This is a genomic window from Holophagales bacterium, assembly GCA_016699405.1.
Taxonomy (GTDB): domain Bacteria; phylum Acidobacteriota; class Thermoanaerobaculia; order Multivoradales; family JAGPDF01; genus JAAYLR01.
This window is the reverse complement of sequence record CP064972.1, coordinates 4427945-4451974: the sequence shown is the minus strand read 5'-3', so window position 1 is coordinate 4451974 and position 24030 is coordinate 4427945. Positions and strand designations below refer to the sequence as shown.

16 protein-coding genes are annotated in these 24030 nt (G+C 68.0%); 6 read left to right on the top strand and 10 right to left on the bottom strand.

The annotated features are described in order from the left end of the window. Positions 1 to 17: 17 nt before the first annotated feature. From IPJ17_18360 to IPJ17_18350, 3 genes are all read right to left on the bottom strand, one after another. Complete coding sequence (locus tag IPJ17_18360; protein QQR73422.1) at positions 18 to 443, bottom strand: hypothetical protein; 426 nt, start codon at positions 441 to 443, stop codon at positions 18 to 20. A gap of 222 nt (positions 444 to 665) precedes the next feature. Then, entirely contained in the window at positions 666 to 2825 is a 2160-nt protein-coding gene (locus IPJ17_18355; protein QQR73421.1) for a hypothetical protein, read from the bottom strand. Positions 2826 to 2873: 48 nt separating this feature from the next. After that, complete coding sequence (locus IPJ17_18350) at positions 2874 to 5309, bottom strand: transketolase (GenBank protein ID QQR73420.1); 2436 nt, start codon at positions 5307 to 5309, stop codon at positions 2874 to 2876. A gap of 215 nt (positions 5310 to 5524) precedes the next feature. On the opposite strand from IPJ17_18350, the gene IPJ17_18345 reads away from it, so the two are divergent. Further along, positions 5525 to 6673 (top strand): hypothetical protein, encoded by a 1149-nt coding sequence (locus IPJ17_18345; protein QQR73419.1) that lies wholly within the window; start codon positions 5525 to 5527, stop codon positions 6671 to 6673. Positions 6674 to 6686: 13 nt separating this feature from the next. Beyond that, positions 6687 to 7589 (top strand): YegS/Rv2252/BmrU family lipid kinase, encoded by a 903-nt coding sequence (locus IPJ17_18340; protein QQR73418.1) that lies wholly within the window; start codon positions 6687 to 6689, stop codon positions 7587 to 7589. Positions 7590 to 7645: 56 nt separating this feature from the next. Here the strand turns inward: IPJ17_18340 and IPJ17_18335 are convergent, their stop codons facing one another. Continuing rightward, positions 7646 to 8287: a GNAT family N-acetyltransferase gene (locus IPJ17_18335; GenBank protein ID QQR73417.1), complete on the bottom strand. Its 642-nt coding sequence runs from the start codon at positions 8285 to 8287 to the stop codon at positions 7646 to 7648. 142 nt (positions 8288 to 8429) lie between these two features. On the opposite strand from IPJ17_18335, the gene IPJ17_18330 reads away from it, so the two are divergent. The 4 genes from IPJ17_18330 to IPJ17_18315 all read left to right on the top strand — a co-directional run bounded on the left by IPJ17_18330 (position 8430) and on the right by IPJ17_18315 (position 13202). Further along, the gene (locus IPJ17_18330) at positions 8430 to 9557 is read left to right on the top strand and encodes an alanine dehydrogenase (GenBank protein ID QQR73416.1); all 1128 of its coding nucleotides are present in this window, start codon (positions 8430 to 8432) and stop codon (positions 9555 to 9557) included. A 3-nt stretch (positions 9558 to 9560) separates the two neighbouring features. Further along, the gene (locus IPJ17_18325; GenBank protein QQR73415.1) at positions 9561 to 10859 is read left to right on the top strand and encodes an acetyl-CoA hydrolase/transferase family protein; all 1299 of its coding nucleotides are present in this window, start codon (positions 9561 to 9563) and stop codon (positions 10857 to 10859) included. Next, positions 10856 to 12115, top strand: a complete 1260-nt coding sequence (locus IPJ17_18320) for a PLP-dependent aminotransferase family protein (GenBank protein QQR73414.1) — start codon at positions 10856 to 10858, stop codon at positions 12113 to 12115. Before IPJ17_18325 ends, IPJ17_18320 begins: the two co-directional genes overlap by 4 nt. A gap of 76 nt (positions 12116 to 12191) precedes the next feature. Next, positions 12192 to 13202 (top strand): malate dehydrogenase, encoded by a 1011-nt coding sequence (locus IPJ17_18315; protein ID QQR73413.1) that lies wholly within the window; start codon positions 12192 to 12194, stop codon positions 13200 to 13202. A gap of 84 nt (positions 13203 to 13286) precedes the next feature. Here IPJ17_18315 and IPJ17_18310 read toward each other — a convergent pair whose 3' ends face one another. From IPJ17_18310 to IPJ17_18285, 6 genes are all read right to left on the bottom strand, one after another. Beyond that, positions 13287 to 16640, bottom strand: a complete 3354-nt coding sequence (locus tag IPJ17_18310; protein ID QQR73412.1) for a DUF499 domain-containing protein — start codon at positions 16638 to 16640, stop codon at positions 13287 to 13289. A gap of 53 nt (positions 16641 to 16693) precedes the next feature. After that, positions 16694 to 17218 (bottom strand): DUF4276 family protein, encoded by a 525-nt coding sequence (locus IPJ17_18305; GenBank protein QQR73411.1) that lies wholly within the window; start codon positions 17216 to 17218, stop codon positions 16694 to 16696. A 32-nt stretch (positions 17219 to 17250) separates the two neighbouring features. Next, complete coding sequence (locus tag IPJ17_18300) at positions 17251 to 18426, bottom strand: AAA family ATPase (GenBank protein QQR76219.1); 1176 nt, start codon at positions 18424 to 18426, stop codon at positions 17251 to 17253. 9 nt (positions 18427 to 18435) lie between these two features. Beyond that, on the bottom strand, positions 18436 to 21435 hold the full coding sequence (locus IPJ17_18295) for a DUF1156 domain-containing protein (protein QQR73410.1): 3000 nt from the start codon (positions 21433 to 21435) through the stop codon (positions 18436 to 18438). A 7-nt stretch (positions 21436 to 21442) separates the two neighbouring features. Continuing rightward, positions 21443 to 22204 (bottom strand): hypothetical protein, encoded by a 762-nt coding sequence (locus tag IPJ17_18290; GenBank protein ID QQR73409.1) that lies wholly within the window; start codon positions 22202 to 22204, stop codon positions 21443 to 21445. 208 nt (positions 22205 to 22412) lie between these two features. Further along, positions 22413 to 24017, bottom strand: a complete 1605-nt coding sequence (locus IPJ17_18285) for a TolC family protein (protein QQR73408.1) — start codon at positions 24015 to 24017, stop codon at positions 22413 to 22415. Positions 24018 to 24030: the final 13 nt, after the last annotated feature.

The window sequence follows — 24030 nt, the reverse complement described above, 5'->3', positions numbered from 1 at the left end:
AGCGGCGATCGGCAGCCTCATTGCGTGAGGTGCTGCACAGCCGGCACCTGCCCGGGAACCTCTGGCTTCTGGATCTCGCCCGGGGTCGCTCCGGCAAGGCGCCCGGCTGAGGCTCCGGCACTCCGAGCGAAGAACGGCGGCCCCTGCTCGTCGAGAGTCGGGGAGTGACGTGGGTCGACTTCGTGGAGCCGCTCCCACACCGCGTCGAATACCGTCTCGCGATTCGGCTCGGCGAAATCGTCGCCGTCCGAGCCGCAAGGTGGACGGCGCGCCTTGGCGGTGATGGTGCGCGGTGCGGCGTCGAGCTGCCAGAAGCCCCCCTGGCGTTCGAGGATCTGTTGCAGCAGGTAGGCGGTGGCGCCTCCCGGTACGTCTTCGTCTCGACGACCTCCGGAAGCGACAGACGCGATCCCGCGGGCAATCGCACCTTCTTCAGCGGCCAACCCGCGGGCGGGAACTGGAAGATCGATTCGATCAACACCGCGAGCGGCGCGGTGGCGGCGAACCCCGAGCTCTCGGGCGACGCGGCGACGCGCTTCGGGCTGGAGTGGGAGGCGGGGGCCCTTCCGGTCGAGCTGCTGGGCGTCCGCGTCGACGGAAAGAGCCCTGGTACAGGGACACCGGGCGCAGCCGGAGGGCGAAGCGTCGCCGACCGGCCGGTTCGTTCAGCTCCCGATCTTCGCGCTCCATCGTCCGGGAAGGCTCGCCCCGTCCTCGAAGCCGTCGCGCAGGAGAACCACGCAGTTGGTGAGCACGGCGGCTCCCATCTCGGCGTTGGCGGTGAGCAGACGATCGCCGGCGACGGCGATGTTCTTGGCACCCGGCACGCTGAGCGAGGTGTAGGCGATCGGTGCGGAGGGCGTTCGCACGTCCACGGAATAGGTCCGGCCGAGATAGCCCATCATGGTCGTGTCGAAGATGAGCGTCGCGACGTGCGCGTAGCCGGAGCCGCCGACGACGGCGGGGGCGACCAGGTTGCCCGGCAGGGTCACGCTCCCGATTTCGGCCGGCGTCGCGGGAGTCGAGAGCCCCAGCGTGACGAGCTGCGGGGCGCGCACGAGCAGGCCGACGCCACCCGACACCGCGATGTCGGACGAGGTACCGAGCGGTGCGTTCGGGAGCAGGACGAGGTTGTTCGGGTCGCTCACGTCGATGACGGCGAGGTCGGTCGTGCCCTCCAGGGTCACGTACGCGTGGGTCCCGAGGAGAGCCACTCCGCTCGCCCAGAAGCCGAGCGGCACGGTGTCCTGCACCACCGGGGCGGCCGGGGTGGAGAAGTCGACGACGGCAAGGAGGCTGCCGGACGAGGTCGCCACGTAGGCATGGGTGCCGGCGACGGCGATGGCCTTGATCGGTGCGCTGACGACGTTGACGACGCCGAGCTCGATCGGGGCCGTGGGAGTCGAGATGTCGACGATGCGCACGTTGCCGAAGGAGTCGCCGACCACGGCGAGGTTGCCCGCGAGCGCGACCGAGGTACCGGTATAGAAGAACGAGCCGAGCGGCGCGGCGAGCGCCGGCCCACCCGGTGCCAGCAGATCGACGACCACCAGGCCGTAGTTGGAGTCGGCGAGGAAGGCGTAGCGGTCGTTGCCGGCGACATCCTCCGTCGAGCCGGTCGTCCCGAAGCTCGCCCGCGCTGGGAGCGTCGCCGGCGGGCCGGCGAGGAACTGATAGACGATCATGCCGGCTTGCTCGGCGGCGACCCACGCATGGCCGGTTGGGCCGGCGGCGACGCCGTGCACGCGGCCCGGCGTGCTGCCGGAGCGCGCGAGCTCGAACATCGCCGCCGTGTTGTGGATGTCGACGACGCGCAGCCCGCCGTAGCTCGAGGCGGCGAAGAGCCGGAAGCCGTCGCGCGCCAGATCCTCGACGTAGAAGTTCTCGCCGGGTCCTGACCAGGTGAACGTCTGCTGGTCGGCGAGGTGTCCGTTCAGGTCGATCGAGAAGGCGCGCAGGCCGGCGCTGCCAGCGCCGACGAACAGCCGCCGTGCCTGGTTGCCACCGAGCGTCCCGTCGTGGTGGTAGAGCAGCGAGAGCGCCGCGGCCGAACCGATGAGCGGCGAGCCGACCAGGAAGCTCGGTGCGTCGGGGTTGGCGACGTTCAGCACGCTGACCCCGAAGCCTCCTTCGGCGATGTAGGCGCGATAGATCCAACCGCTGCCGGTGTCGATCGCCGCCACCACGACGTCCTGTGAGTTGCTGGTGTTCGGGGTCGTGTGCACGAAGCTGCCGCGGAGCACAGGCCCGGAGGGGTTGTCGTGCTCGACGATCTGCAGGCCGAGATTGCCACGCGCGACGAAGAGCCGCTCGTTCATGTTGCCGAGCGAGTCTCCGGTCGGTCCAAAGGCGACCGCGAGAGCCTTGCCGCCGACGGCGAAATGCTGCGTCACTACCGAAGCAGCGGGGTTGGTGTAGGAGACGAGGGCCACGCCTTCACCATCGAGCGCCACGGCCGCGAGGCCAGGCGTCACCGCCGAGATGGCGATCGATTTCGGTTGGCCCGGCAGGATCACGCGTCCGAGCAATGGCGGCGTCGTGTTCGGATTCGCCGTCCCGAAGATGGAAAGCTCGCGCCCACGGGCGAGCAGCACCACGTTGCCGTCGAAGGCGACGCGGTAGGAAGGGCCGAGGGGCCAGACTCCGACCACCGCGTTGCACGAGGCGGCGGTGGCGGGGTTGGCGAACGGTACCGCCAGCGTGGCGGCGAAGCTGAGGACGCGAACGAGCGTCCGGAAACGCAGTGTGAACATCTTGTGGATGCCTCCGTCGAGAAGAACGTACTCAGAACGGAGACAGACGAAGAACGGGGGCGAAAGTTTCACTCCGACCTGCGACGGCGCGAAAAGGGACTGGCCGAATCCCGCTTCCGCTCAGTCGAGCGCTCGAAAACGATCCGGTGCGCACTCGTGCAACAGCTCCCACACCGTGTCGAACACCGTCTCGCGATTCGGCTTGGCGAAGTAGTCGCCGTCCGAGCCGTAAGGTGGGCGGTGCGCCTTGGCGGTGATGGTGCGCGGTGCGGCGTCGAGCTGCCAGAAGCCCCCCTGGCGTTCGAGGATCTGTTGCAGCAGGTAGGCGGTGGCGCCTCCCGGTACGTCTTCGTCGAGCACCACCAGGCGGTGCGTGCGAGCGAGGGAGCGGGCGACCACGTCGGGCAGGTCGAAAGGAAGCAGCGTCTGCACGTCGATGACTTCGATCTCGGCGCCGGCACGGGCGAGCAGCTCGGCGGCTTCGAGCGCGACGCGGCAGCAGGCGCCGTAGGTCACCAGCGTGGCGTCGTTTCCTTCGCGCAGCACCTCGGGCACGCCAAGCGGGAGGCGCATCTCGCCGGGGTTGGCGGGCAGGCGTTCCTTCTGCCGGTAGGCGTTGAGGACCTCGACCACCAGCGCGGGGTCGTCGCCGGCGAGCAACGTGTTGTAGAAGCCGGCGGCCTGCGTCATGTTGCGGGGCACGCAGATCCACATGCCGCGCAGCAGGTTGAGCACTCCGCCCATCGGCGAGCCGGAGTGCCAGATGCCCTCCAGTCGGTGGCCGCGCGTGCGTACGATCACCGGTGCCTTCTGCGTGCCGCGAGTGCGGTAGTGCAGGCTCGAGAGGTCGTCGGAGAGGATCTGCAGCGCGTAGAGCAGGTAGTCGAGATACTGGATCTCCGCCACCGGACGCAGGCCGCGCAGCGCCAGGCCGATCGCTTGCCCCATGATCGTCGCTTCGCGAATTCCGGTGTCCGAGACGCGCGCCGTCCCGTACTTCAGTTGCAGGCCGACGAACCCCTGATTGACGTCGCCGAGCGCTCCGACGTCCTCGCCGAAGGCGAGGATCCGCGGGTCGCGTGCCATCGCCGCGTCGAAGGCGGCGTTGAGGACCTCGAAGCCGTTGACCAGCGGCGCGTCCGCGGAGTAGGTGGGTGGCACCGCGACGATGTCGAGGGGCGAGGCGGGCGAGCGTGAGTAGAGGTGGGAGCTGTAGCGCTCCTCGTTCTCGGCCCGCCGGGCGTCGCGCCAGGTCACCAGCCGGGAGCGCGCGGGGGTCCGCTCGCTGCGGGTCGCCACGAGGATCTCGTGCGCCGCCGCCATGGCGTCGCGGCGCAGCGCGGGCTCGCGTCGCTCGAGCTGCGAAGCGATTTCGGTGATGTCGCGACCCGCGACCGAGGCGGCGGGTAGCTCGGCGACGAGCGCTCCGGCCAGGACGACGAGCTCGCCCCGCTCGCGGCGAAGGGGAGCCTGGAAGGCCTCCCAGGCTCGGTCCTTGGCAGCGCGCACTTCGGCGGTGGCCTCTTCGTCCAGTCGGTCGAGCGCTTCCGGCGACGCGATCCCCTGCTCGACGATCCAGCCGCGCATCTTGCGCAGGCAGTCGAACTCCTTCTCCCAGGCGAGGCGCTCCTTGCTCTTGTAACGTTCGTGCGAGCCGGAGGTCGAGTGACCCTGGGGCTGGGTGAGCTCGGTGACGTGGACGATCGCCGGCGCCTGGTCGCGCCGTACCACCGCTGCTGCCTCCTGGTAGGTCGCGCAGAGCTCGGGATAGTCCCAGCCGCGGGCGGTGTACAGATCGATGCCGTTGGTGACCCCCTCTTCGCGGCGAAAGCCGCGCAGCACGTCGTCGAGGCTTCCCTTGGCGAGCTGGAACTCGATCGGGACGGAGATGCCGTAGCCGTTGTTCCAGATCGACAGGAGGACGGCGGCCTGCACGACGGCCATCGCGTTGACCGCCTCCCAGAAGAGCCCTTCGGCGCAGGAGGCATCGCCGATCGTGCCGAAGGCGATCTCGCCGCCGCCCCGCGAGAAGTGGCTGGCACCTGCGAGCCCGGGTTGGTGGCGATAGAGGCGAGAGGCGTAGCCCAGCCCGACGAGTCGCGGCATCTGCGCCGCGGTGGGCGAGATGTCCGACGAGGAATTGACGCGTGTCGTCTGATCGAGCCACTCGCCCCGCTCGTCGAGGAGCCGGGTGGCGAAGTGGGCGTTCATCTGACGGCCGGACGAGGCCGGCTCACGTCCGGGATCGGCGTCGGCGTAGAGCTGGGCGAAGAACTGCTCGAGGGTCAGCGCGCCGATCGCCATCATGAAGGTCTGGTCGCGGTAGTAGCCGGCGCGGAAGTCGCCGGCACGGAAGGCGCGGGCCATGGCCAGCTGGGCGACCTCCTTGCCGTCACCGAAGATGCCGAACTTGGCCTTGCCGGTCAGCACCTCGCGCCGGCCGAGGTAGCTCGCCTGTCGCGAGAGCTGGCCGAGGCGGTAGTCGGCGAGGACTCCCTCCGCGGAGACGGAGGCAATGGGCTCGCCGGTGGCGGCGATCGAGGAGGGCTCGGGCATGGCGGGGCTCCGTCTGGGACGACCGGGGGGTCTCGGGAGGGGAGATTCTCGCCGGTGCCGTAGCCCCTGGCAAATCGGGTGGCACCTTTCCCGACGGATGGAGTCCGCAAGGAGGCTGGCACCATCGGGTGGAGAGGGTCCCCCGGAGAGGTGGCTGGCACCTGGGGGAGGGAGGCCGTTGGCGGCTGCGGCGATGCGCAGTAGCATGCAGGCCGATGCCGAAAAGATCGTTCCGCGTCCTGTTGGTCGCGGCACTGGCGGTCGTCGCGGTCGGTTGTGCCGCCCGACGGGTTCGCCCAGCCGCGACGCCGGCCCTTGCCGAGAAGGATCACGCCCAAGAGGTGCCGGCCTCTCCCCCCGGCGCGCCAGACGCTCGCGTCGCCTCGTCCGTCGCTTCGCCCGAGCCCGCGGCCGGAGCGTCGGCGACTCCACCCGCCAAGCCGTCGTTGCGCGATCTCTGCCGCGTCCGGTCGGATTCCGACGCGGTGGTCGACGAGGCGCGGCGCCGACTCCAGGAGACGGTCTGTGGTGCCAACCTCTGGCTCGACGGCCTCTTCGGCGGCAAACCGGACGTGAAGAATGCCCGCGCGGTCTCCGGCAATCTCGAGGGCTCGGGTCTCTACACCCAGGCCGAGGGCGCCGACTTCAAAATGCGCCTGCGCTTGAAGTACGACCTGCCGAACCTCGAGCACCGGGTCAACTTCTTCCTTGGGCGGGTGGACGACCGCGAAGCGATCGAAGACCGCTACGAAGGGCTCTCCATCCGCTCCGTGCTCTTCAGCCAGGAGGATCGGCTCGAGTGGCTCGGCGGGCTCGGCTATTCGCCGCCGGGGAACTGGGCGAAGCGGCTCGATTTCCGCGTCGGAGTCCGGCTGAAGACCGCCTCCGAGGTCTACGTCCAGGGTCGCTATCTGCGCAACTTCTTCTTCGGCCAGAAGTCCGTCGTGCGGTTGCGCGAGACGATCTTCTGGGAGAACCGCAAGGACGGCTTCGGTGGCACGACGAGCCTCGATATCGATCACGTCGTCTCACCCACGCGCCTGTTGCGTTTCACCAACGTCGCCACGCTCTCCGAGGGCACGGAAGGCACGCGCTGGCGCAGCGCGCTGCTCCTCTACCAGAACCTGAGCCACAGCCGGGCGATCGTCTACCAGACCTTCGTGCGCGGCGAGACCGCCGCCGAGGTGCCGCTGCGTGAGTACGGTGTCCAGGGTGTCTTCCGGATGCCGTTCGGCCGGCCCTGGCTCTTCGCCAACGTCTCGGGTGGCTACACCTGGCCGCGCTTCGAGCGCGAAGATCGCCGCCAGGGGAGCGCACTCGTCGGGTTCGGCATCGAGCTCCAGTTCGGCGAGAACCCCTATTGAGGTCGGGATGCGGGTGAGCCGGCTCGGAAGCGTTCATCTCGTCGTCAATCCGGCGGCCGCCGGTGGGCGGCTCGGGCGCGAGTGGCCGCGACTGCGCGCCCGGCTCGGCGCCCTCGGTGTCGACGTGCCGTTCTCGCTGACGCGGGCGCCCGGGCACGCCTCGGACCTGGCGGCCGAGGCGGTCGCTGCCGGGGCCGACGTCGTGGTGGCGGCCGGCGGCGACGGCACGATCTGCGAGGTTCTTCAGGGGCTTCACGGCAGCGGGCGTGGCGTGCTCGCCATCCTGCCGCTCGGTACCGGCAACGACGCGGCGCGCACCCTCGGTCTGCCCCTGCGATTCGACGACGCGGTGCGCGTGCTCCTCGGCGGCGAGCGGCGTCGCGTCGATCTCATGAAGGTGGGATCGCGCGTCGTGCTCAACGCGATCGGCGTGGGGCTGCTCGGATCGATCAACGTGAATGCCCAATCCGTGAAGCTGGTCCGCGGGATCGGCGCCTACCTGGTGGCCGCCACCGGGACGCTGTTCAACTACCGCTGTCCGCAGATCGAGCTCGTCGACGGCGACTTCCGGTACGCCGGTCCGATGACCATTCTGGCGATCCACAACGGGCCGACCACCGGCGGAGGCTTCCGGCTCTGCCCCGAGGCGATGCCCGACGACGGGCGCCTCGACGCCACGCTGGTGATGGAAACCGGCGTGTCGAGTCGCCTCGCCGCGCTGTCCCATGCGATGCGCGGGACCCTCGGCACCCGGCCGTTCACCCGCGAAGTGAGCTTCCGCCGGCTCGAGCTGCGCTGCGACGAGCGCCTGCCGTTCCATTGGGACGGCAACCCGGGTTACCTCGAGCCGCCCGGCACGACCTTCGCGGTCCTGCCCGCGGCGCTCGAGGTCGTGGTGCCAGCCACTTCGACCTGACACTCGGTGCCCACCGCTTCGTGGATGGGCGGTCGCGGCCCCGGCCCTTCGAGACGTCAGAGCAACCGGCGTCCGAGGGCGTCGCGGGCCTCGACGACCCGGCTCGCGGCGAAGGAGGCCGGGTACTCGTCGGCCAGCAGCGCATAGAGGACGAGGTCGCGGGGATCGCCGGGGCCGAACGGCGTGCGCTGGCGCAGCACCCCTTCGCGGCGGAAGGCGAGCTTCTCGGCGACGCGCAGGCTGGCGACGTTCTCCGCCACCGCGTGGAGCGTCACCCATCCCACCTGATCGACCACGAAGGCGACCTGGACCAGGGCGCCGGCGGCTTCGGTCGCGAACCCCCGGCCGACCGCCGAGCTGCGGATCCAGTAGCCGACCTCGCGCGAGCGCCCGTCGTCGCGGACGTGCAGGCCGGCGCCGCCCAGCACCGAGCCGTCGAGCGGGTCGAAGACCCCGTAGTGGAACGCCTGGCCGAGGTCGAACTCGCCCCGGAAACGGCGCAGCAGCGCCGCCTTGTCGTCGAGCGACATCGGCTCCTCGGCCGCCCAGGGGAGGAAGGGGCGCAGCTGGTCGAGACTCTCGTCGACCGCCTCCTGGGCGCGCGGAGCATCCGCCGGCTCCCAGCAGCGGAGGAGTAGCCGCTCGGTGCGCAGGCGGTAGGCGGGGCCCCTGGGGCGAGGGGAGGCGGGGGCGCTCATCGGCCGGACGATAGCAGGCGGCCGGACCTGGCCGTCTGGGGCGGCGGGGCAGCCGCTACCCAAACGGACGGCAGGCGGCGGAAGAGGGCGGGTTACCATCGTTCAGGACGGGTTTCCTCCCGTTCCAGAAAGGACATTCAACGTGCAGATCGGCATTCCGAAGGAGTCGCGGGCTCGCGAGCGCCGCGTCGCGTTGACCCCCTCCGGGGTGCGCGCGCTGGTGCAGCAGGGTCACCGCGTCTGGGTCGAGACCGGGGCCGGGGCCGGCGCGGGATACCCCGACGCCGACTACCAGTCGGCCGGGGCGACTGTCGTCTTCGGGCGGATGGAGGCGTTCCTCCGCGCCGAGATCGTCGCTTCCGTTTACGCTCCCGAGCCCGCCGAGTTCGAGCTCTTCCAACCAGGCCAGACCGCGTTCGCGTTCTGGGCCCTTCCCACCGTTCGCCCCGGCGACGTCAAGATCCTCCAGGACCGCGGCATCACCGCCGTCGGTCTCGAAGCGATCGAGGACGACAAGGGGCAGGCACCCGTGCTCACCGCCATGTCGGAGATCGCGGGCGGGCTCGCGCCGATCATCGGTGCGGGGCTCCTGCTCAGCGAGTTCGGCGGCAAGGGGATCCTGCTCGGCGGTGCGCCCGGCGTGCCGCCGGCGCACTTCGTCGTGCTGGGTGCCGGAGTGCTCGGCCGCACGGCCGCGCGCGGGGCGCTCGGCATGGGCGCCCAGGTCACGCTGCTCGACCGTTCGGTCGAGATGTTGCGCGAGGCCGGCCGCGAGCTCGGTGCCGGGGCCACGACGATGCTCTCGACTCAGCCCAACATCGAGAAGGCGCTGGGATTCGCCGACCTCGTGCTCGGCGCGGTCGCGGTGCACGGCCAGCGGGCGCCGATCCTGGTGCGTCGCGACATGCTCGCGCGGATGAAGCCCCGCTCGGTGGTGATGGACCTCTCCATCGACATGGGCGGCTGCTTCGAGACCTCGCGCCCGACCAACTTCCCCGACCCGGCCTACCTGGTCGACGGCATCTTGCACTTCTGCGTTCCGAACCTGCCCTCGGCGGCAGCCCGTTCGGCGACGCTCGCCCTCACCAACGCCCAACTGCCGTTCCTCGAGGCGATCGCCGCCCAGGGAGCGGACGCGGCGTTTGCCTCCATTCCCGAGCTCAAGCGCGGCGTTTATCTCTATCGCGGTCGCTGCGTGCGCGAGTCGCTCGGGCGACTGCTCGGCCTGCCCTGCGAGCCGCTCGACGTGCCCGCGGAAGGAGAGGTCTGACCCATGCAGTGGAGTGAAACCTACCGCCGGAAGGTCACCACCGCCGAGGAGGCGGTCAAGGCGATCAAGTCGCACGATCGCCTCTGGGTGCATGCCGGCTGCAACAACCCCGAGGAGCTCATCCGCGCGATGACGGCGCGGGCCGACGAGCTCGAAGGCGTCGAGGTGGCCCATCTGCTCACCTTCGGCGCCGCCGACTACACCGAGCCGAAGTACGCCAAGTCGTTCCGCCACCGGGCGCTCTTCACCGGCGGCAACGTCCGCCAGGCCGTCAACGACGGCCGCGCCGACTGGGTGCCGGTCTTCCTCTCCGAGATCCCGCGACTGATCTACTCCGGCCTGCAGCCGGTCGACGTGGCGCTGATCCATGTTTCGCCGCCCGACGAGCACGGCTTCTGCTCCTACGGGGTCGGCGTCGAGTGCACCAAGGCGGCGGCCGAGCGCGCGAAGATCGTCCTGGCGCTGGTCAACCCGCAGATGCCGCGCTCGCTCGGCGACTCGTTCATCCACGTCTCGAAGCTCACCCACGTCGTCGAGATCGACCGCCCGCCGGTCGAGCTGGCGATGGCCGAGGAGGTCGGCGAGACCGCCAAGGCGATCGGCGCGCACATCGCCGAGCTGATCGAGGACGGCGCGACCCTGCAGATGGGCATCGGCGAGATCCCCGACGCCGTGCTCCTCTTCCTCAAGCAGAAGCGCAACCTCGGCGTGCACACCGAGATGTTCTCCGACGGCCTGGTCGAGCTGTTCGAGAGCGGCGTCATCACCGGCGAGGCGAAGACGCTCCACCGCGGCAAGATCATCTCCTCGTTCGTGCTCGGCACCCGGAAGACCTTCGCCTTCCTCGACAACAACCCGTTCGTCGAGTTCCACCCGAGCGACTACGTCAACGACCCGTTCATCGTCTCGCAGAACGAGCGGATCGTGGCGATCAACTCGGCGATCTCGGTCGACCTGACCGGGCAGGTGAACTCGGACTCGATCGGCACGCGCATCTACTCGGGGTTCGGCGGCCAGGTCGACTTCATCCGCGGCGCCGCACGGGCCAAGGGCGGCAAGCCGGTCATCGCCCTGCCGGCAACGGCCAAGGACGGCAAGCTGTCGCGCATCGTCGACACGCTGGCACCGGGCGCCGGAGTGGTGACCAGCCGGGCCGACGTGCACTACGTCGTCACCGAGTTCGGCGTGGCCTACCTCTTCGGCAAGAGCCTGCGCGAACGGGCCGAGGCGCTCATCGGCATCTCCCACCCGGACTTCCGCGACGAGTTGCGCGCGGCGGCCCGCAAGAGGAACCTGCTATGACCCAGCTCGTCGATACCCCGTGGTCGGATCGCTTCGCGATGCGCACCGAGGGGATGACCAGCTCGGCCATTCGCGAGCTGCTCAAGCTCACGGCTGACCCGGAGGTCATTTCCTTTGCCGGCGGGCTGCCGGCGCCCGACGTCTTCCCGCTCGAAGAGATCGACGCCGCCTGCGACCGCGTGCTCGCCGAGCAGGGCAAGGCCGCCCTGCAGTATTCGACCACCGAGGGCTACCTGCCGCTGCGCGAGATGCTGGTGCGGCACATGGAGCGCTACGGCATCCAGGTCCAGCCGGCCAACGTGCTGATCACCTCCGGCTCGCAGCAGGCGCTCGACCTGATCGGCAAGCTCCTGATCAACTCCGGGGACCACATTCTCACCGAGGAGCCGACCTACCTCGGGGCGCTGCAGGCGTGGAGCGGCTACCAGGCGCGTTACCTGCCGGTGCCGATGGACGACGACGGCATCCGCACCGACCTGATGGAGGAGGAGCTGCGCGGCGGGGCGAAGTTCATGTACATCCTGCCGAACTTCCACAACCCGGCCGGCGTGACGCTGTCGCGCGAGCGCCGTCTCCGCGTGGTCGAGCTCGCCAGCCGCTACGGCGTGCCGATCCTCGAGGACGACCCTTACGGGCAGCTGCGCTACGAGGGCGACCATCTGCCGACGCTCGTCGAGCTCGACTCGGAGTATCACGGCTCGCACGCCGCGGCGCACCCGTTCCGCGGCGGCGTGATCTACCTCGGCACCCTGTCGAAGACGCTCGCCCCGGGGCTGCGCATCGGCTGGGTCGTCGCGCCGACCGAGGTCATCGGCCGCCTCGTTCAGATGAAGCAGGGCGCCGACCTCCACACCGCCACCTTCACCCAGATGGTCGCCTACGAGGCGGCGCGCGGTGGCTTCCTCGATCGTCACGTCAAGCGGATCCGCCAGGTCTACGGCGAGCGGCGCGACGCGATGCTCGCCTCGCTCGACCGGCATTTCCCTCCGGGTTGCCACTGGACGCGGCCGCAGGGCGGTCTCTTCCTCTGGGTGACCCTGCCGGCGGGGCTCGACTCCGGCGAGCTGATCCACGAGGCGCTGCGCGCCAAGGTGGCCTACGTGCCGGGAGCCTGCTTCTTCCCGCGCGGCGGCGGCGAACGCACGATGCGCCTGAACTTCTCGTACTGTTCGCCCGAGATGATCGACGAGGGGATCCGTCGGCTCGCCCGGGTCGTCGAAACGAGTCTCAAACCGGCGATGGTCGCGGTGCCGTGACGCGGCGAAAGGTCGACGGGCCGCGCGCCCGGCGACCGCGACGTGCGATTTCACTGACCGAGAAAGGAGAAACGCCTTGCTGAAGAAGATCGGTCTCATCGGAGGTGGCTACATCGGGGGCGTGCTGGCGCAGGAGATCGCGCAGCGCGGATTGGCGCGGGAGATCGGCATGACCGACCCGGCGCCGATGCCGAACCCGGCCGACCCGGCGGATCGCCAGGAGGTCGTCAAGAAGCAGTCGGTGTCGATCGGCAAGTGCCTCGACATCGCCGAGGGCCTGCCGGTCATCGGCAAGGACGTCAAGCTGGTCGGCTCGAAGGACTACTCGGCGCTCGCCGGCGCGGAGATGGTGATCAACACCGCCGGGGTGCCGCGCAAGGCGCGCCCGGACGGCACCTTCCCGAGCCGCGAGGAGCTGCTGGCGATCAACCTCAAGGTCACCCTCGAGGTCGCCAAGGGGATCCAGCAGTACTGTCCCGACGCGATGATCCTGTCGATCGCCAACCCGCTCGACGCGATCGTCTTCACGCTCGACAAGCGTCTCAGCCTGCCGAAGAACAAGATCCTCGGCATGGCCGGCGTGCTCGACTCGGCGCGCTACCGCTGCTTCGTCGCCGAGGCGGCCAACGTCTCGGTCGACAACGTCAACGCCATCGTGCTCGGCGGCCACGGCGACGACATGGTGCCGGTGCGCAGCTCCTGCCAGATCGCCGGCATCCCGGTCGCCAAGTTCCTCGACGCCGACACCCTGGCGAAGATCGAGGCGCGCACCCGCAAGGCGGGCGGCGAAGTCGTCGGCCTGCTCGGCTTCGGCTCGGCCTTCGTCTCGCCGGCCTGGTCGGCGCTCGAGATGGCCGAGGCGGTGATCTTCGACAAGCGCAAGATCCTGCCGGTCTGCGTCAAGCTCGAGGGCGAGTACGGCGTCAACGGCCTCTTCGTCGGCGTGCCGGCGATCGTCGGCAAGAACGGCGTCGAGAAGGTCATCGAGCTCGACCTGACCGAGGACGAGAAGGCCGCCTTCGCCAAGTCGGCCGCCGGCGTCGGCAAGACCTGCGCCGAGGCCGAGGAAATGCTCAAGACGATGTAGTCGCACCGCGTCGGGCCGCTCGGCCCGACGTCGCTCGATCGACCGGGGCGGAGCGCGTCTCCGCCCCTTTTTCTTGCTTTCCGATCAGTCTTCTTCGAATCCCTGACTCTCGAATCCCAGAGTTCGGCAGTTCTCGGTGACCGTTCGAACGATGTGGTGGGGTACGCCGGCCGCAGTCCGGGCTTCGATCTCGAGGGTGACCCGAACATCGGCTCCTACCAATCCGACGAGGTGGGCGATGACCTCTTCCGCGATGCGGGAGGCGTCGCGGCCGACCCGCTCCGGGTCGAGGGTCACACCGCCGTGGAAGCGCGTGGGTGGGGCAGGGCGTGACAGAGGTGATGGAGAGGTCACTCCCTCGCCGATGGCTCCAGCGATCGGATCGCCCGCCGTCTCCCGCGGCGACGGTAGGGACGCGGGCCGAGTGGCTTCCCGTTCCGCATCCAGTTGTGCCCGGGCGACCTCGGCCTTCACGACCAGGGCGGCCGGGCCCTCCGAGACGAGCACCCGTTCACCGGCGCGCAGACCCGCGTAGCGCGCGCCGGTCGAGTCGTAGGAGTCCGCGTACGCGAAAGTCTCCCGGGCCCACGTCAGCAGCGCCACGCCATCGGCCACGGCGCGGCGGAGGACCTCGGGGCCTGAAAGGCGTGGCAGGTAGAGGTAGCTCGCGAAGTCCTCGACGAGCTGGCGCACCGAAACGTGGTCGGCACCACGCCAGAGGGGCACGCGGTCGAGCTGCATTCTCAGCAGGGTTCCGGCGAGCGTTGTCACCATGAGCTCGTCGTTGCGGAGCTTCTTGCTGACGCGGGCCGCGAGCGGTTCCTGCCCGGCGAGCCGGTAGGTCTCCCACTTCGGCTCTTCTTGCGGCGAGCCCTGGGCCGGGACGAGGAGCCACTGGTACGCCTCGGGGAGGCGGCTGATCACCGTGCTCTCGGCGTTGCCGCGTTGAGTCTCCGCCTGCTTGGCCTGGTGGGGATCGAGGTTCAGCGCCTCTCGTTCGGCGAGGATCGACTCCCATGCGAGGAACTTGCGCACCGCTTCGTCGAGGTCCTGCAAGCGAGTCTGGTCGACCGCCAGAAAGACGAGCGTGTTCTGGAACCGCCGCGGCGTGTTGCCGCGCGCGGCGAGGATCGCCCGGGCCGCCGTCTCGGCGCGGTTGCCAGGCTCTTTGCTGAAGGGATGGTCGACACCGAGCACCACGAGGCGTGTGTCCAGGTCGTCCGGCACGTCCTGACCCGAGGCCGGAAGCGGATGGACGCGAGCGAATTCTCCCGTGCGGCGCAGGTCGACACGCAGCCGCTTCTCGATCTCCTGTGCGACGGCGTCGGGATTGCGCCGCAGCTGCTCGGCGCGGTCCTCGGCGAGCTTGGTCACCGTGGGCTGGGTGGAGTACCAGTAGCGGGAGCCGTCCTGGTAGAGGTAGGTCGCGCTCGTCGAAAGGCGGCGCAGGGCATCCCCGAAGATCGCCGGGGTCTCACCCGGCATCACGCAGCCGAGCTTGATTCGCCGGTCCTCGAGACCGCGGTTGGCGGCCGTCGCCGTTGGCGCCGAGCCGAGGTAGATCGTCCGGGCGACGCGGCGACAGGCCGACGAGCGACCGAGGTTCGGGACCTCCCGGTCGAGCCGCAGCGGCAGCGCACTCTCGCCGTCGACATCGTTCTCGATGACCGGCAGCCAGTTGTCCGAGAGGTAGCGGGTGAGCTCGAAGCGGACCTGTCGATCGTCGATCGGGAGGTTCGACGGCAGAATCAGCGGATTGCGGTCGCCCTTCTCCCAGAGGCTGTGGATCACCGCGGCCATCAGCCGCAGCACGCCGCGGGTGCGCTGGAACTTCACCAGCGTCGACCAGTCGTTGTAGAGCCGGTCGAAGACCTCCGGGTGGATCGGGTAGGCCGCCCTGATCCGCTTCTCGTAGTCGGCGTCCCGGCACTCGGGCGGGAACTCCTGGTGCTGCGTCCGGTACAGGTCGTAGAACGCCCGGGCGATCGAGTCCCGGGCGACGAACTGCTCCCGCTCCACGATCGGCTCGAAGAGACGTCGGCGGACGATCTCGAACCCCTCTTCGGCGCTCGCTGGCCGCCACGAGGCCTCGACGCGCCCGATGGCGTTGCGCAGCCGGTCGAGAGCCGCGCGACCTCGCTCGCCGCCGACCTCGACGTCATCGGCGCGCGCGTGGGGCGAGCCCACGTTGTCGGAAGCCGGGAGGCTGACGACGAGGAGGCAGTGCTTGGCGAGCTTGGCCGACTCGGTCAGCGCCTGCGCGAAGCTGAAATGGGTTTCGAAGTCGCCGCCCGGCAGGTTGGCTCCATCGTCGAGCTGATGGAGCTGCCGCGCGTAGGCAACCCATTCGTCGATCAGCACCAGGCACGGGCCGTGCTCGTTGAAGAGCTCGCGCAGGGCGTCTCCCGGGCTGGTCGCCCTCTCGTCGTCGGCCCGCAGCCGTTCGAAGGCCTGCCGGCCGCCGAGCTGCCAGGCGATCTCGCCCCAGAGGGTGCGGACGATCGTTCCGTCCGCCTTCACGGCCGGATTCCCCGGAGAGATCTTGTTGCCCACCAGCACCACGCGCTTGACCTGCGGGAGCTTCGGGACGCCGGCCTCGGCGAGCACCTTCTCGATCCCTGGAAGCTCGTGAGGATTGGCGTCGGAGAAGAGGTGGTAGAGGGCGAGCATCGAGTGCGTCTTGCCGCCGCCGAAGTTGGTCTGCAACTGCACGACGGGATCTCCCATCTCGCCGGCGAGCCGGCGCACGGCGCCGACCAGGAGGTCCTTCAGGCTCTCGGTGAGGTAGGTGCGGCGAAAGAACTCGACGGGGTGCCGGTACTCGTCGCTCCCCTCGCCGATCGCGACCTGCCAGAGGTCCGCTGCGAACTCCGCCTGCTGGTAGCGACCGCTCGCCACATCCCGGTGGGGGCTCACGACTTCGCGCCAGGGCTTGAGTGCCCCGGTGACCTGGCTCTCGATCGCGGTCCCGGCGATCTTGCGCTTCTCGCTCCGCACCTGTTCGTCGAAGCGCAGACGCAGGAGCTCCTGCTTCATCTTCTCGACCTCGTCGGCTTGCGATGCGGAGACCGCGATCAGCAAGCGTGAGGCGGAGTCGAGGGCCCGGTACGTGTCGTCGCCGGAGAAGGTGGCCTGATGCGCCCACTTGTTGCGGACGTCGCGGAGCTCGGACACCAGCGTCCGCTCGGCCTGGCCAAGGGTCTTCTTGAAGACGAGGTTCCACTCGTTCCACATCACGGAGAGCAGCGCCGCCGCATCCCACGTGACCGATGCCTCGCTCTGGAAGAGCTTCTCCTGCGTCGGCCCGACGGCGTTCCGGGCGTGCTCGAGCCACTGCTGAGCGTGCTGCGCCTTCAGCTCCCGCTCGACGAACGGCAGGAGGCCGTCCTTCAGAAGCTCCAAGGTCCTGCCGACGCGCTCGTGATTCGTGATCGCCATGGCCTCCGCTCCTCCTCGGAATCGAGCGGCAAGCCGCTCGCGTCCGTGCGTCCCTACCCTTCTGGAGCGCCCGCCAGGCGCCGCACACCGGAAAGAAAGACCTGAAAGCTCCTCGAGCGATTCGCTTCCGGCCGCAGCCTCCCTCCCAGGAGGCGTGCCGCGGAGATCTTCTGAAACTCGGGCACCAGTGCTCGCAGCTCTCTCGCCGGGTTCTGGAGGACGTCCGGGTCGCGAAACTTCGCTCTTCGCTCGAGAGAGGCGAGTGAGCGATCCGAGAACGCCTCGGCCAAGATCTCCAGGTCTCCCAGATACCAAGCCTCGAGCTCCTGGCACGGAATGCGAATCAGGCTGTCGCTTCGTCCCCCCTGAATGCACAAGTCGCGCAGACGGCCCTTCAGTACGCGACAGTCGCTGCCGTCGTTGTCCTGAACAACCACGAACCGGACACCCGGTTCGCGCCAGGCTCGGAGCTTCCGGGGAATACTCCTCTGCAGGTCGCGCTTGCCTTCGTGAGGAATGCAGAGAAACTCGACGCCCGGGAGCACGCGAGGCAGCAGCCCTTCGAGGAGGGCCTTCATCGAAGGCTCCTCGAGAAGAAAGACGACGCGGCTCACCGCGCCCACGCTCCGGCGAAGAGCCCTTGCTTCCAGAGCGCCCCCGGAAGGTCTCCTTCCCTCTGGAGCTCTCTCAGTGTCTCGCTTTCGGAGGCGCGCCGAATCGTCGAGAATCCGTCCCGCTTCTCGAGCCAGTAGACCTCGGACAGGTCAAGACCATTCAGGAAGTCCGGTGAGTGCGTCGAGACGAACACCTGGCCACCGCGATCCGCGTAGGCGCGGAACTCTTCGGCAAGCTCCGGGAGGAGCTCCGGGTAGAGCTGATTCTCGGGCTCTTCGACCGCCAGTAGCGGGAACGGCTTGGGGTCGTGGAGAAGCACGAGATAGGCGAACATCTTGATCGTACCGTCCGACACGTAACGTGCGATGAACGGGTCCTTGAACGAGCCATCCTGGAAGCGAAGGACTAGGCGACCATCCTCGGTCGGCTTGGCCTCGACCTTCTCGATTCCTGGCACGCGGCGCTTCATCGCATCCAGGATCTTGTCGAAGCGTTCCCGGTGATGTTCGAAGAGGAACTGCGCAACCTGCGCCACGTTGTCGCCGCGGGTGGACAGGTGCTCCGAGTAGCCCTGCTCGGCGCTCGGCCGCGCTTCCGCGATGTGAAAGTCGGAGATCAGCCAGTTCTCGATCAGGTTGCGGAACTCGGCCACCACCCGGAACTCCTTGAACTGACCAAGTCCCTTGATGGCGAGCAGAGTCGGTTCGTCGAGCACGTGCTCTTTGCGCTCCTCTTTGGCACCGGGGCGACCGTACATGGCCTCGTTGGTGATGGCGCTGCCACGCCCGCGAGAGAAATCGACGAAGTGCCACGGCTTGCCGCGCTGCCCCCGGCGAAACTTGAGAACCTCCCGCTCGACGATCGGTAGCCCGTCCTGAAGCCCGACTTCGAGCTGGTAGGTCGCCAATCGCCCTCCGGTCTCACGAAACCGGATCACCACGGAGATCGGTCCCTTCTCTCCCCGGCTGACGAGCTCGGCGAAGCCTCCACGCTTGCCCACGGCAACGGCAACATTGTGGGTGAGGGCGTCCTTGAGGAACGAGAAGACGTCGAAGAGCGTGCTCTTGCCCGAGCCGTTGACTCCGACGAGCACGGAAAGCCGTGGAAGTCGATCCAGAACCGCTTCCCGAAAGACGCGGTAGTTGCGAATCTCGATGCTCTCGATCTGCATGCTCATGCGCTACTCCTGCTCAAACAACGACGTCTGCCCCACGCCTGTGGGCTCCTGCTGGGCAAGTCGGACGACCTCCGGCCAGCTCTGGACAAGCGCATTGTACGAGAGCGCCTCCGCCGCCCGCTTCTTGCGCTCGCAGAGGGTGTAAAGGCGGTAAGCGAGCTCGCGGGCGACTTCGGCCTGGGCTCCGAGCTTCTTCTGCAGCTCGGCCGCGGCACCTTCTCCTCCGGACTCGAGGACGCGAACGAGATGGTGGACGGCCTCCCACGCGGTGCGGCGACTGTCCTTCTCCGGGTCCCAGTCGGCGGGGAGCTCGGCGGGGCGCAGCAGGCGGACCTTGCCACCCTTGGACTTCAGGATGCCCGCATCCTCCATGCCGCCGACGCTCGTGTTCTTGGACTTGGAGAGCTGTTCGGCCACGCCGTACTCGCCCTCGTCGAAGCCCGACTGCTCGAACCAGGTCAGCGCCCAGCGGGTGTCGGCGTCGAAGTCCCCCTCCTGCTCGGCCAGCGCCTCGTCGAGGGTCTGATTGATGAGCGCGAGCGCCTCGCGCACGCTGAGCGCCTTCCCCTCGGCGTCGAGCACCTTGGCGTAGCGGGTGTAAACCGCCATACCCGGGCCGATGGCAGCCTGCGCCAGGTCCACTGGCGCGATGTTGCCGCGCTGGAGGTGGGCGAGCGCTACTGGCAGCTCTGCCTTGAGCGCGGTGACGAACTCGCGGCGCGTGGCAGTGGGTGCGGATCCGGAGCGCGGGCGGCAGACGAGGATGATGCTTGAAGCGAGGGCGTTGCTCTCTTGATTTCGTGTTCGGTTCTCGCGTTCAGTGCGCACCGGCCAGGTACCGTTGATGGCGAATCCGGCGCGTATTCCCGCAGCGAGGAAGACCTCCCACCCCGTGCTTGCAGTTCCCTCAGTTCCGTCGCCCTCGGACTGCTTGAACGCATAGTAGATCGTGACCGGGAAGGCCGGGTGCGCCTGCTCGGCGAGGCGATGCATTACTTGCGTCATGCCGTTCAGGAAGAACTCCTCGGCCTTGTGCTTGCCCCCGTGCCTGTCAGGTGTGGCAACGAGCTCCGCGGCCTTTGGCACGACGACCGTGGCGAAGAGATCAGAGAAGACCGGCTTCAGCGAGGTGCGAAGCCAGACATAGAAGAAGTCCGACAAGTCGGCGTACCCAACATTGTCGTAGTAGGGGGGATCTATCGAGATCACTTTCCCTACTGAGTTTGTCTGTACCGCCGCATCCGCTTGAGCGGCAGCGCCGCGTGCGCCCGAAGCGGACATGAAGTCCAGTGCTCTAGCCGTGTCATCTACCATGCTCCAGAATGAGCCACTTGGTCCATTCAGCGAATTGGCTTCGGAGAAGTCCCAGCTCATCGGAATTGCATGGCGCCGGAAGAGGTGTCCGGGGCACTGCACCGAAGGCATCCACGTAGCCAGACTATTTGATCGATTCGATGTCTTCGACACTCCGAATGCGAGATATACCGCTACTGCGTCCGCGTAGACGGCGGCGCCGAAGCCACCGGCGTCCAGGCCGCGGCCTTCGTCGGATGGGCTGGCGACGAGCGCGTCGCGCTGCACCCGCTCGCGCGCTTCATGCACCAGGCCGGAGAAGGTCGTCAGAACTGTGAGTTGGCGGGATGTGAATAGGTCGCTCCACTTCCTCATTCCATAGTTGCCGACGCGAAAGCCGAGCGCCTGCTGGAAGAAGTCGACGTCCGGCCTCCACTCCGGCTGCGCCTCGAGCGCCGCCGCCTCGTGCTCCAGTGTCGGAGAGAGATAGACCCGCTCACGGCCACCTTCGGCCACGATTGCCATCAGCCGCGCACCCAACCGCCCGGCCTTGCCCTCGGCCATGAGGTAGTCGCCCGCGATCGGCGCGCCAGACATCAGGCAACGGAAATTCGAACCGCGCGAAAGCTTCGTGCCGTTCTTCGCCTCCTCCGCGTCCTTCGACGCCCCCACCTTCACCGTGAACCGATAGCCACCGCTCCCGATCACCGGCTCGACGTACGCCTCCTTGCCCGCCTTGGTGGAGAGCATGAAGGTCGAGGCGAGCGGCACGTCCACCTGCGCGAAGGCCGGATTCGGGCTCTTCACCGTGCGCGCCCAGATCCAGGCGATGACGGTGAGCCCCTTGCCGACGTACGGCTTCAGGTCGGGCCGCTCCTTCGCCATCTCGGCCGTGACCTCGATCTTCGGGTAGAGGTGGCCGATGCGCTTCTCGGCCTCGTCGCGCATCCACTGGCCGTAGTAGCGCACGTCCTCGGCGAGGCCCTCGGCCCCCTTCCAGGTGCGAAGCGCCTTCTCCTCGGGGCTCTTGCTCGTCCACTCCGGGTTGACCGGCGGCCTGCCCGCGAACTTCGGCGGGATCTCGATCATCGCCTTGTTGATCAGAACGGCGACAGGGTTCAGATCACTCGCGTAGCTCTCCAGCCCGAGCCGCTGCGCCTCGAGCGGCAATGCGCCACCGCCTGCGAAGGGGTCGTGGAAGGCGGGCAGCTCGTTGCGGTCGAACAGCTCCTTGGCCCGCGGATGGTCCGCGTTCTCGGCACAGGTCCGCCGCCAGCTCTGCCAGATCTCGTCGCGAGCGGCCTGGAGAACGGCCTCGTTGGTGGTGTTCTCCCAGAGGACCAGCTTCTCGATGATCTCGAAGAGGCGCTGCCTCTCGAGATCCGCCGCGCATTCGGCGAGCGTCGGCTCGGGCGATGCGGCCTCCTCAGCCTTCGCCTTCGTCGCCTCCCAGACTTTCCGTCGCTTGCGCAACTCAGTCTCGGCCTTCCGCCGCGTCCCCGGCTCCGAGAGCAGCACGTCGACGTACTCCGACGGATCGTCCACCATCTGCGCAAAGATCACCGCCCGCGCCGCTGCCAGCGGCCGGCGGGCCCACCAGAGGTGCAACGTCGACGGATGGCCGTGGCGGATCGACTTCTCCCGCGCCGAGGCCGCGTTGATGGCCTCGAGGGGGAGGGCGACTTCGATGAGCTTCTTGCGATTCAACATCCCAGCCTCACGTAACGAGAATCCCGGAGGGGTTGAGCTGCTTGAACATGGACTGACTCCCTCGATCAAGACTCCCTAGACCGCCGAGGATTATCCCCAGGGTCCTGATGTCGAGGTCGACGACCTCGTTGAACACCCGCCCGGGATTTGCGCGGTCTGGCGTGAGCCCGTACTTTCCGAACCAGCTCAGAGCTCCCATGAACAGGACCTGAATGCGAGAAGCTGTAGCCGGTCCGGCCACTCCTGGAGCACTTGCTCCGAACTGCGGACGCCAGATTTCGTCGTAGATTCGCGAGGAAATCATCACCCGATCCTCCGCGACCTGCGACAAGAGGGGCTCTGTCACGTCTCCCTGGTTCGAGACCGCGACCATCTTTGGAATCAGCCTGGTCATTTCCATCAGGCCCTGCACTCCCTCCCCGACCTGCGACCTCCATCGAAGTAGGCTCTCCGGTCCAATCCAAGATCGGTCCCCTGAGCGGATTCGTTCGAGAAGGTCCGGCGAGCAGTGGGCGGAGGCGTGCCGGCGGTCGCCGCTCATCTCCGCTTGCAGAAGAAAGGACGGGATGGGACACGCCACGGCACCTGGCGTGAGTCTCAGTTTCTCGGCGAGGGTTACGATCCGGTCCTCGGCCGGAGAGTCTTCGTGCCGTGGCACCACCCATTCCATCACGAGGTGCGTGGGCACGGCGAGCTGGAAGGTGGCGTCGAGTTCTTCCGCTCGGGAGTCGAAGCTCGAGTCCCGCACAAGGCTCTTGTCGAGCACCAAGAAAGGCTTGGTCGGATTTCCTTCTGCGGATTGCTGAAGAGGAGTCATTTGCTGACGCTCGTGCCCGATGCGCTAGCCCATCTCGCCCCGAGCTCGCGCTCGCACAGCCGTGGAAGGCGAAGAAGCAGCTGGACCCCTCCGAAGCGAGAACGAGGATTAGATGGCTGGTCGGTCGTTGTCATGAGTCCTCAACCTCATCTTCCAGAGGCTAAGACTGCGTGTTGCGCAAGTGCCGGCCGACATAAGCCACGACGACCTTGTCCTTCCGAAGTTGGGTCGAGAAGTGGATCGAAAGGCAGGTGTTCGCCGACTTCACACCGATGGTGAAGTGCTCTTCGAAGAGCTCGCGGCGGCCGTCGATAAGGAAGCGGTAGTCATCCCCCCACGTGTTCCGTGTCGTGTCCGAGAGCCGAGGCTTGTACTCAAAGCCCCGGTGCTCGAAAAACGACTTCCAACCGCCCTCGATTCGCCTGGTCCGGTTTCGCGTATCGGCGCCGTCTTGGAGCGCGCGAAGCGCAGCTCCGACGCGGTCCGTGAACTTGTAGGTCACGGGCACCTCGTCTGCCGACTTGCGAGCCGACTCCAGTACGAGGAGATCCGGAGAGTCTTCGGCTGCCTCCTCCAGGACCTCAAGAACCGTTGCCTCGTGGACTTCTGCTTCCGATTCGACCTGCGGCGCCAGCGTCGTCGTGAGATGGGCACCGGTCAACTGCCGGATGTTCTGTTGCGCGGCGTCGAGCGCGGACTGCAGAGCCCGTAGCTGCTCGTCGCGGCTCTCCAGGTCCTTTTGGAGCTGTTCCCGCTCTCGGGTGAGGGCGCGGTTCTGCGCCTCGAGCTCGCGCGCATACGATTCGTAGTAGCTGACATCGGCGGCCTGTTGGCCGCGGATCTTCTCGAGCTTTTCCTGGCGCTCGGCGTCCAGCAACTCTCCAAAGGTGCGAACGAGCGGCGATTCTCGAAACCGCGTGAGGGCCTTCTCGGCGAGCCGATCGAAGAGGAAGTCCGAGAAGTCGATATCCGTCAGTGCCTTCGCGTGAATCGTCTCTCCGAGGAAGTGCCAATGCCCGTCCACGCCCGAGCCGGGCTCCAGCCCGGGCGCAAACACGCGGATTGCGTTCGGCCCGATCGCAAGGGGACGTCCGAGGTACTGATCGAGGACGAGGGTGGCCAGCTTGTCGCGGACCCGGAAGACTCGCGCCGTTCCCGCCAAGCGGGTCGCCAGCGTCTGCGGGGCGATCGGCCAGTGCTTCGCGGGTAGATCCGGGGTGACCACCACGGCCGGAAGCTCTCGCTGGGGCGAGAAGAGCACGTCGCTGCAGATCGTCTCGACGTCTTGGGCGGTGACGAGGTGAGGGATCACCGAGACCGGATCGGGCCCAATGCGGCAGGTCCATCCCGGATGGCTGAGAACGGTGGACACCAAGCGTGGGCGGGACGGGCGGGGCCGTCGCGAATCGAGCAGCACCGCCTCGGCTTCGATCCCGAGCTGCAGCTGAAATTCGATCCGGCTCCCGTCGCTCAACAGCTCGACATGGGAGACCCAGTTCCGGCCGGGCTGGCCATCGTCCGCCTTGGACCAGTGAAACGCGTGGTGGAGGGCCCCGCACTCGAGACGCTGCATACGCACCTGGGGCTGGTGACTGCGAAGGTCGATCTCGGGGACCTCAGCCACCCCGGGGGAGGTCTGTCGACCCTTCTCGAACGAGCGGTCGACCCAGTCCGAGATCAGCGCGAGACACTCGCGCTCGACAACCTTCGCCGTCACCCCCGCACCTGGCACCAGCTCGAACCGGATCTTGTAGAGGGGTAGCATTCACGGCCTCCCC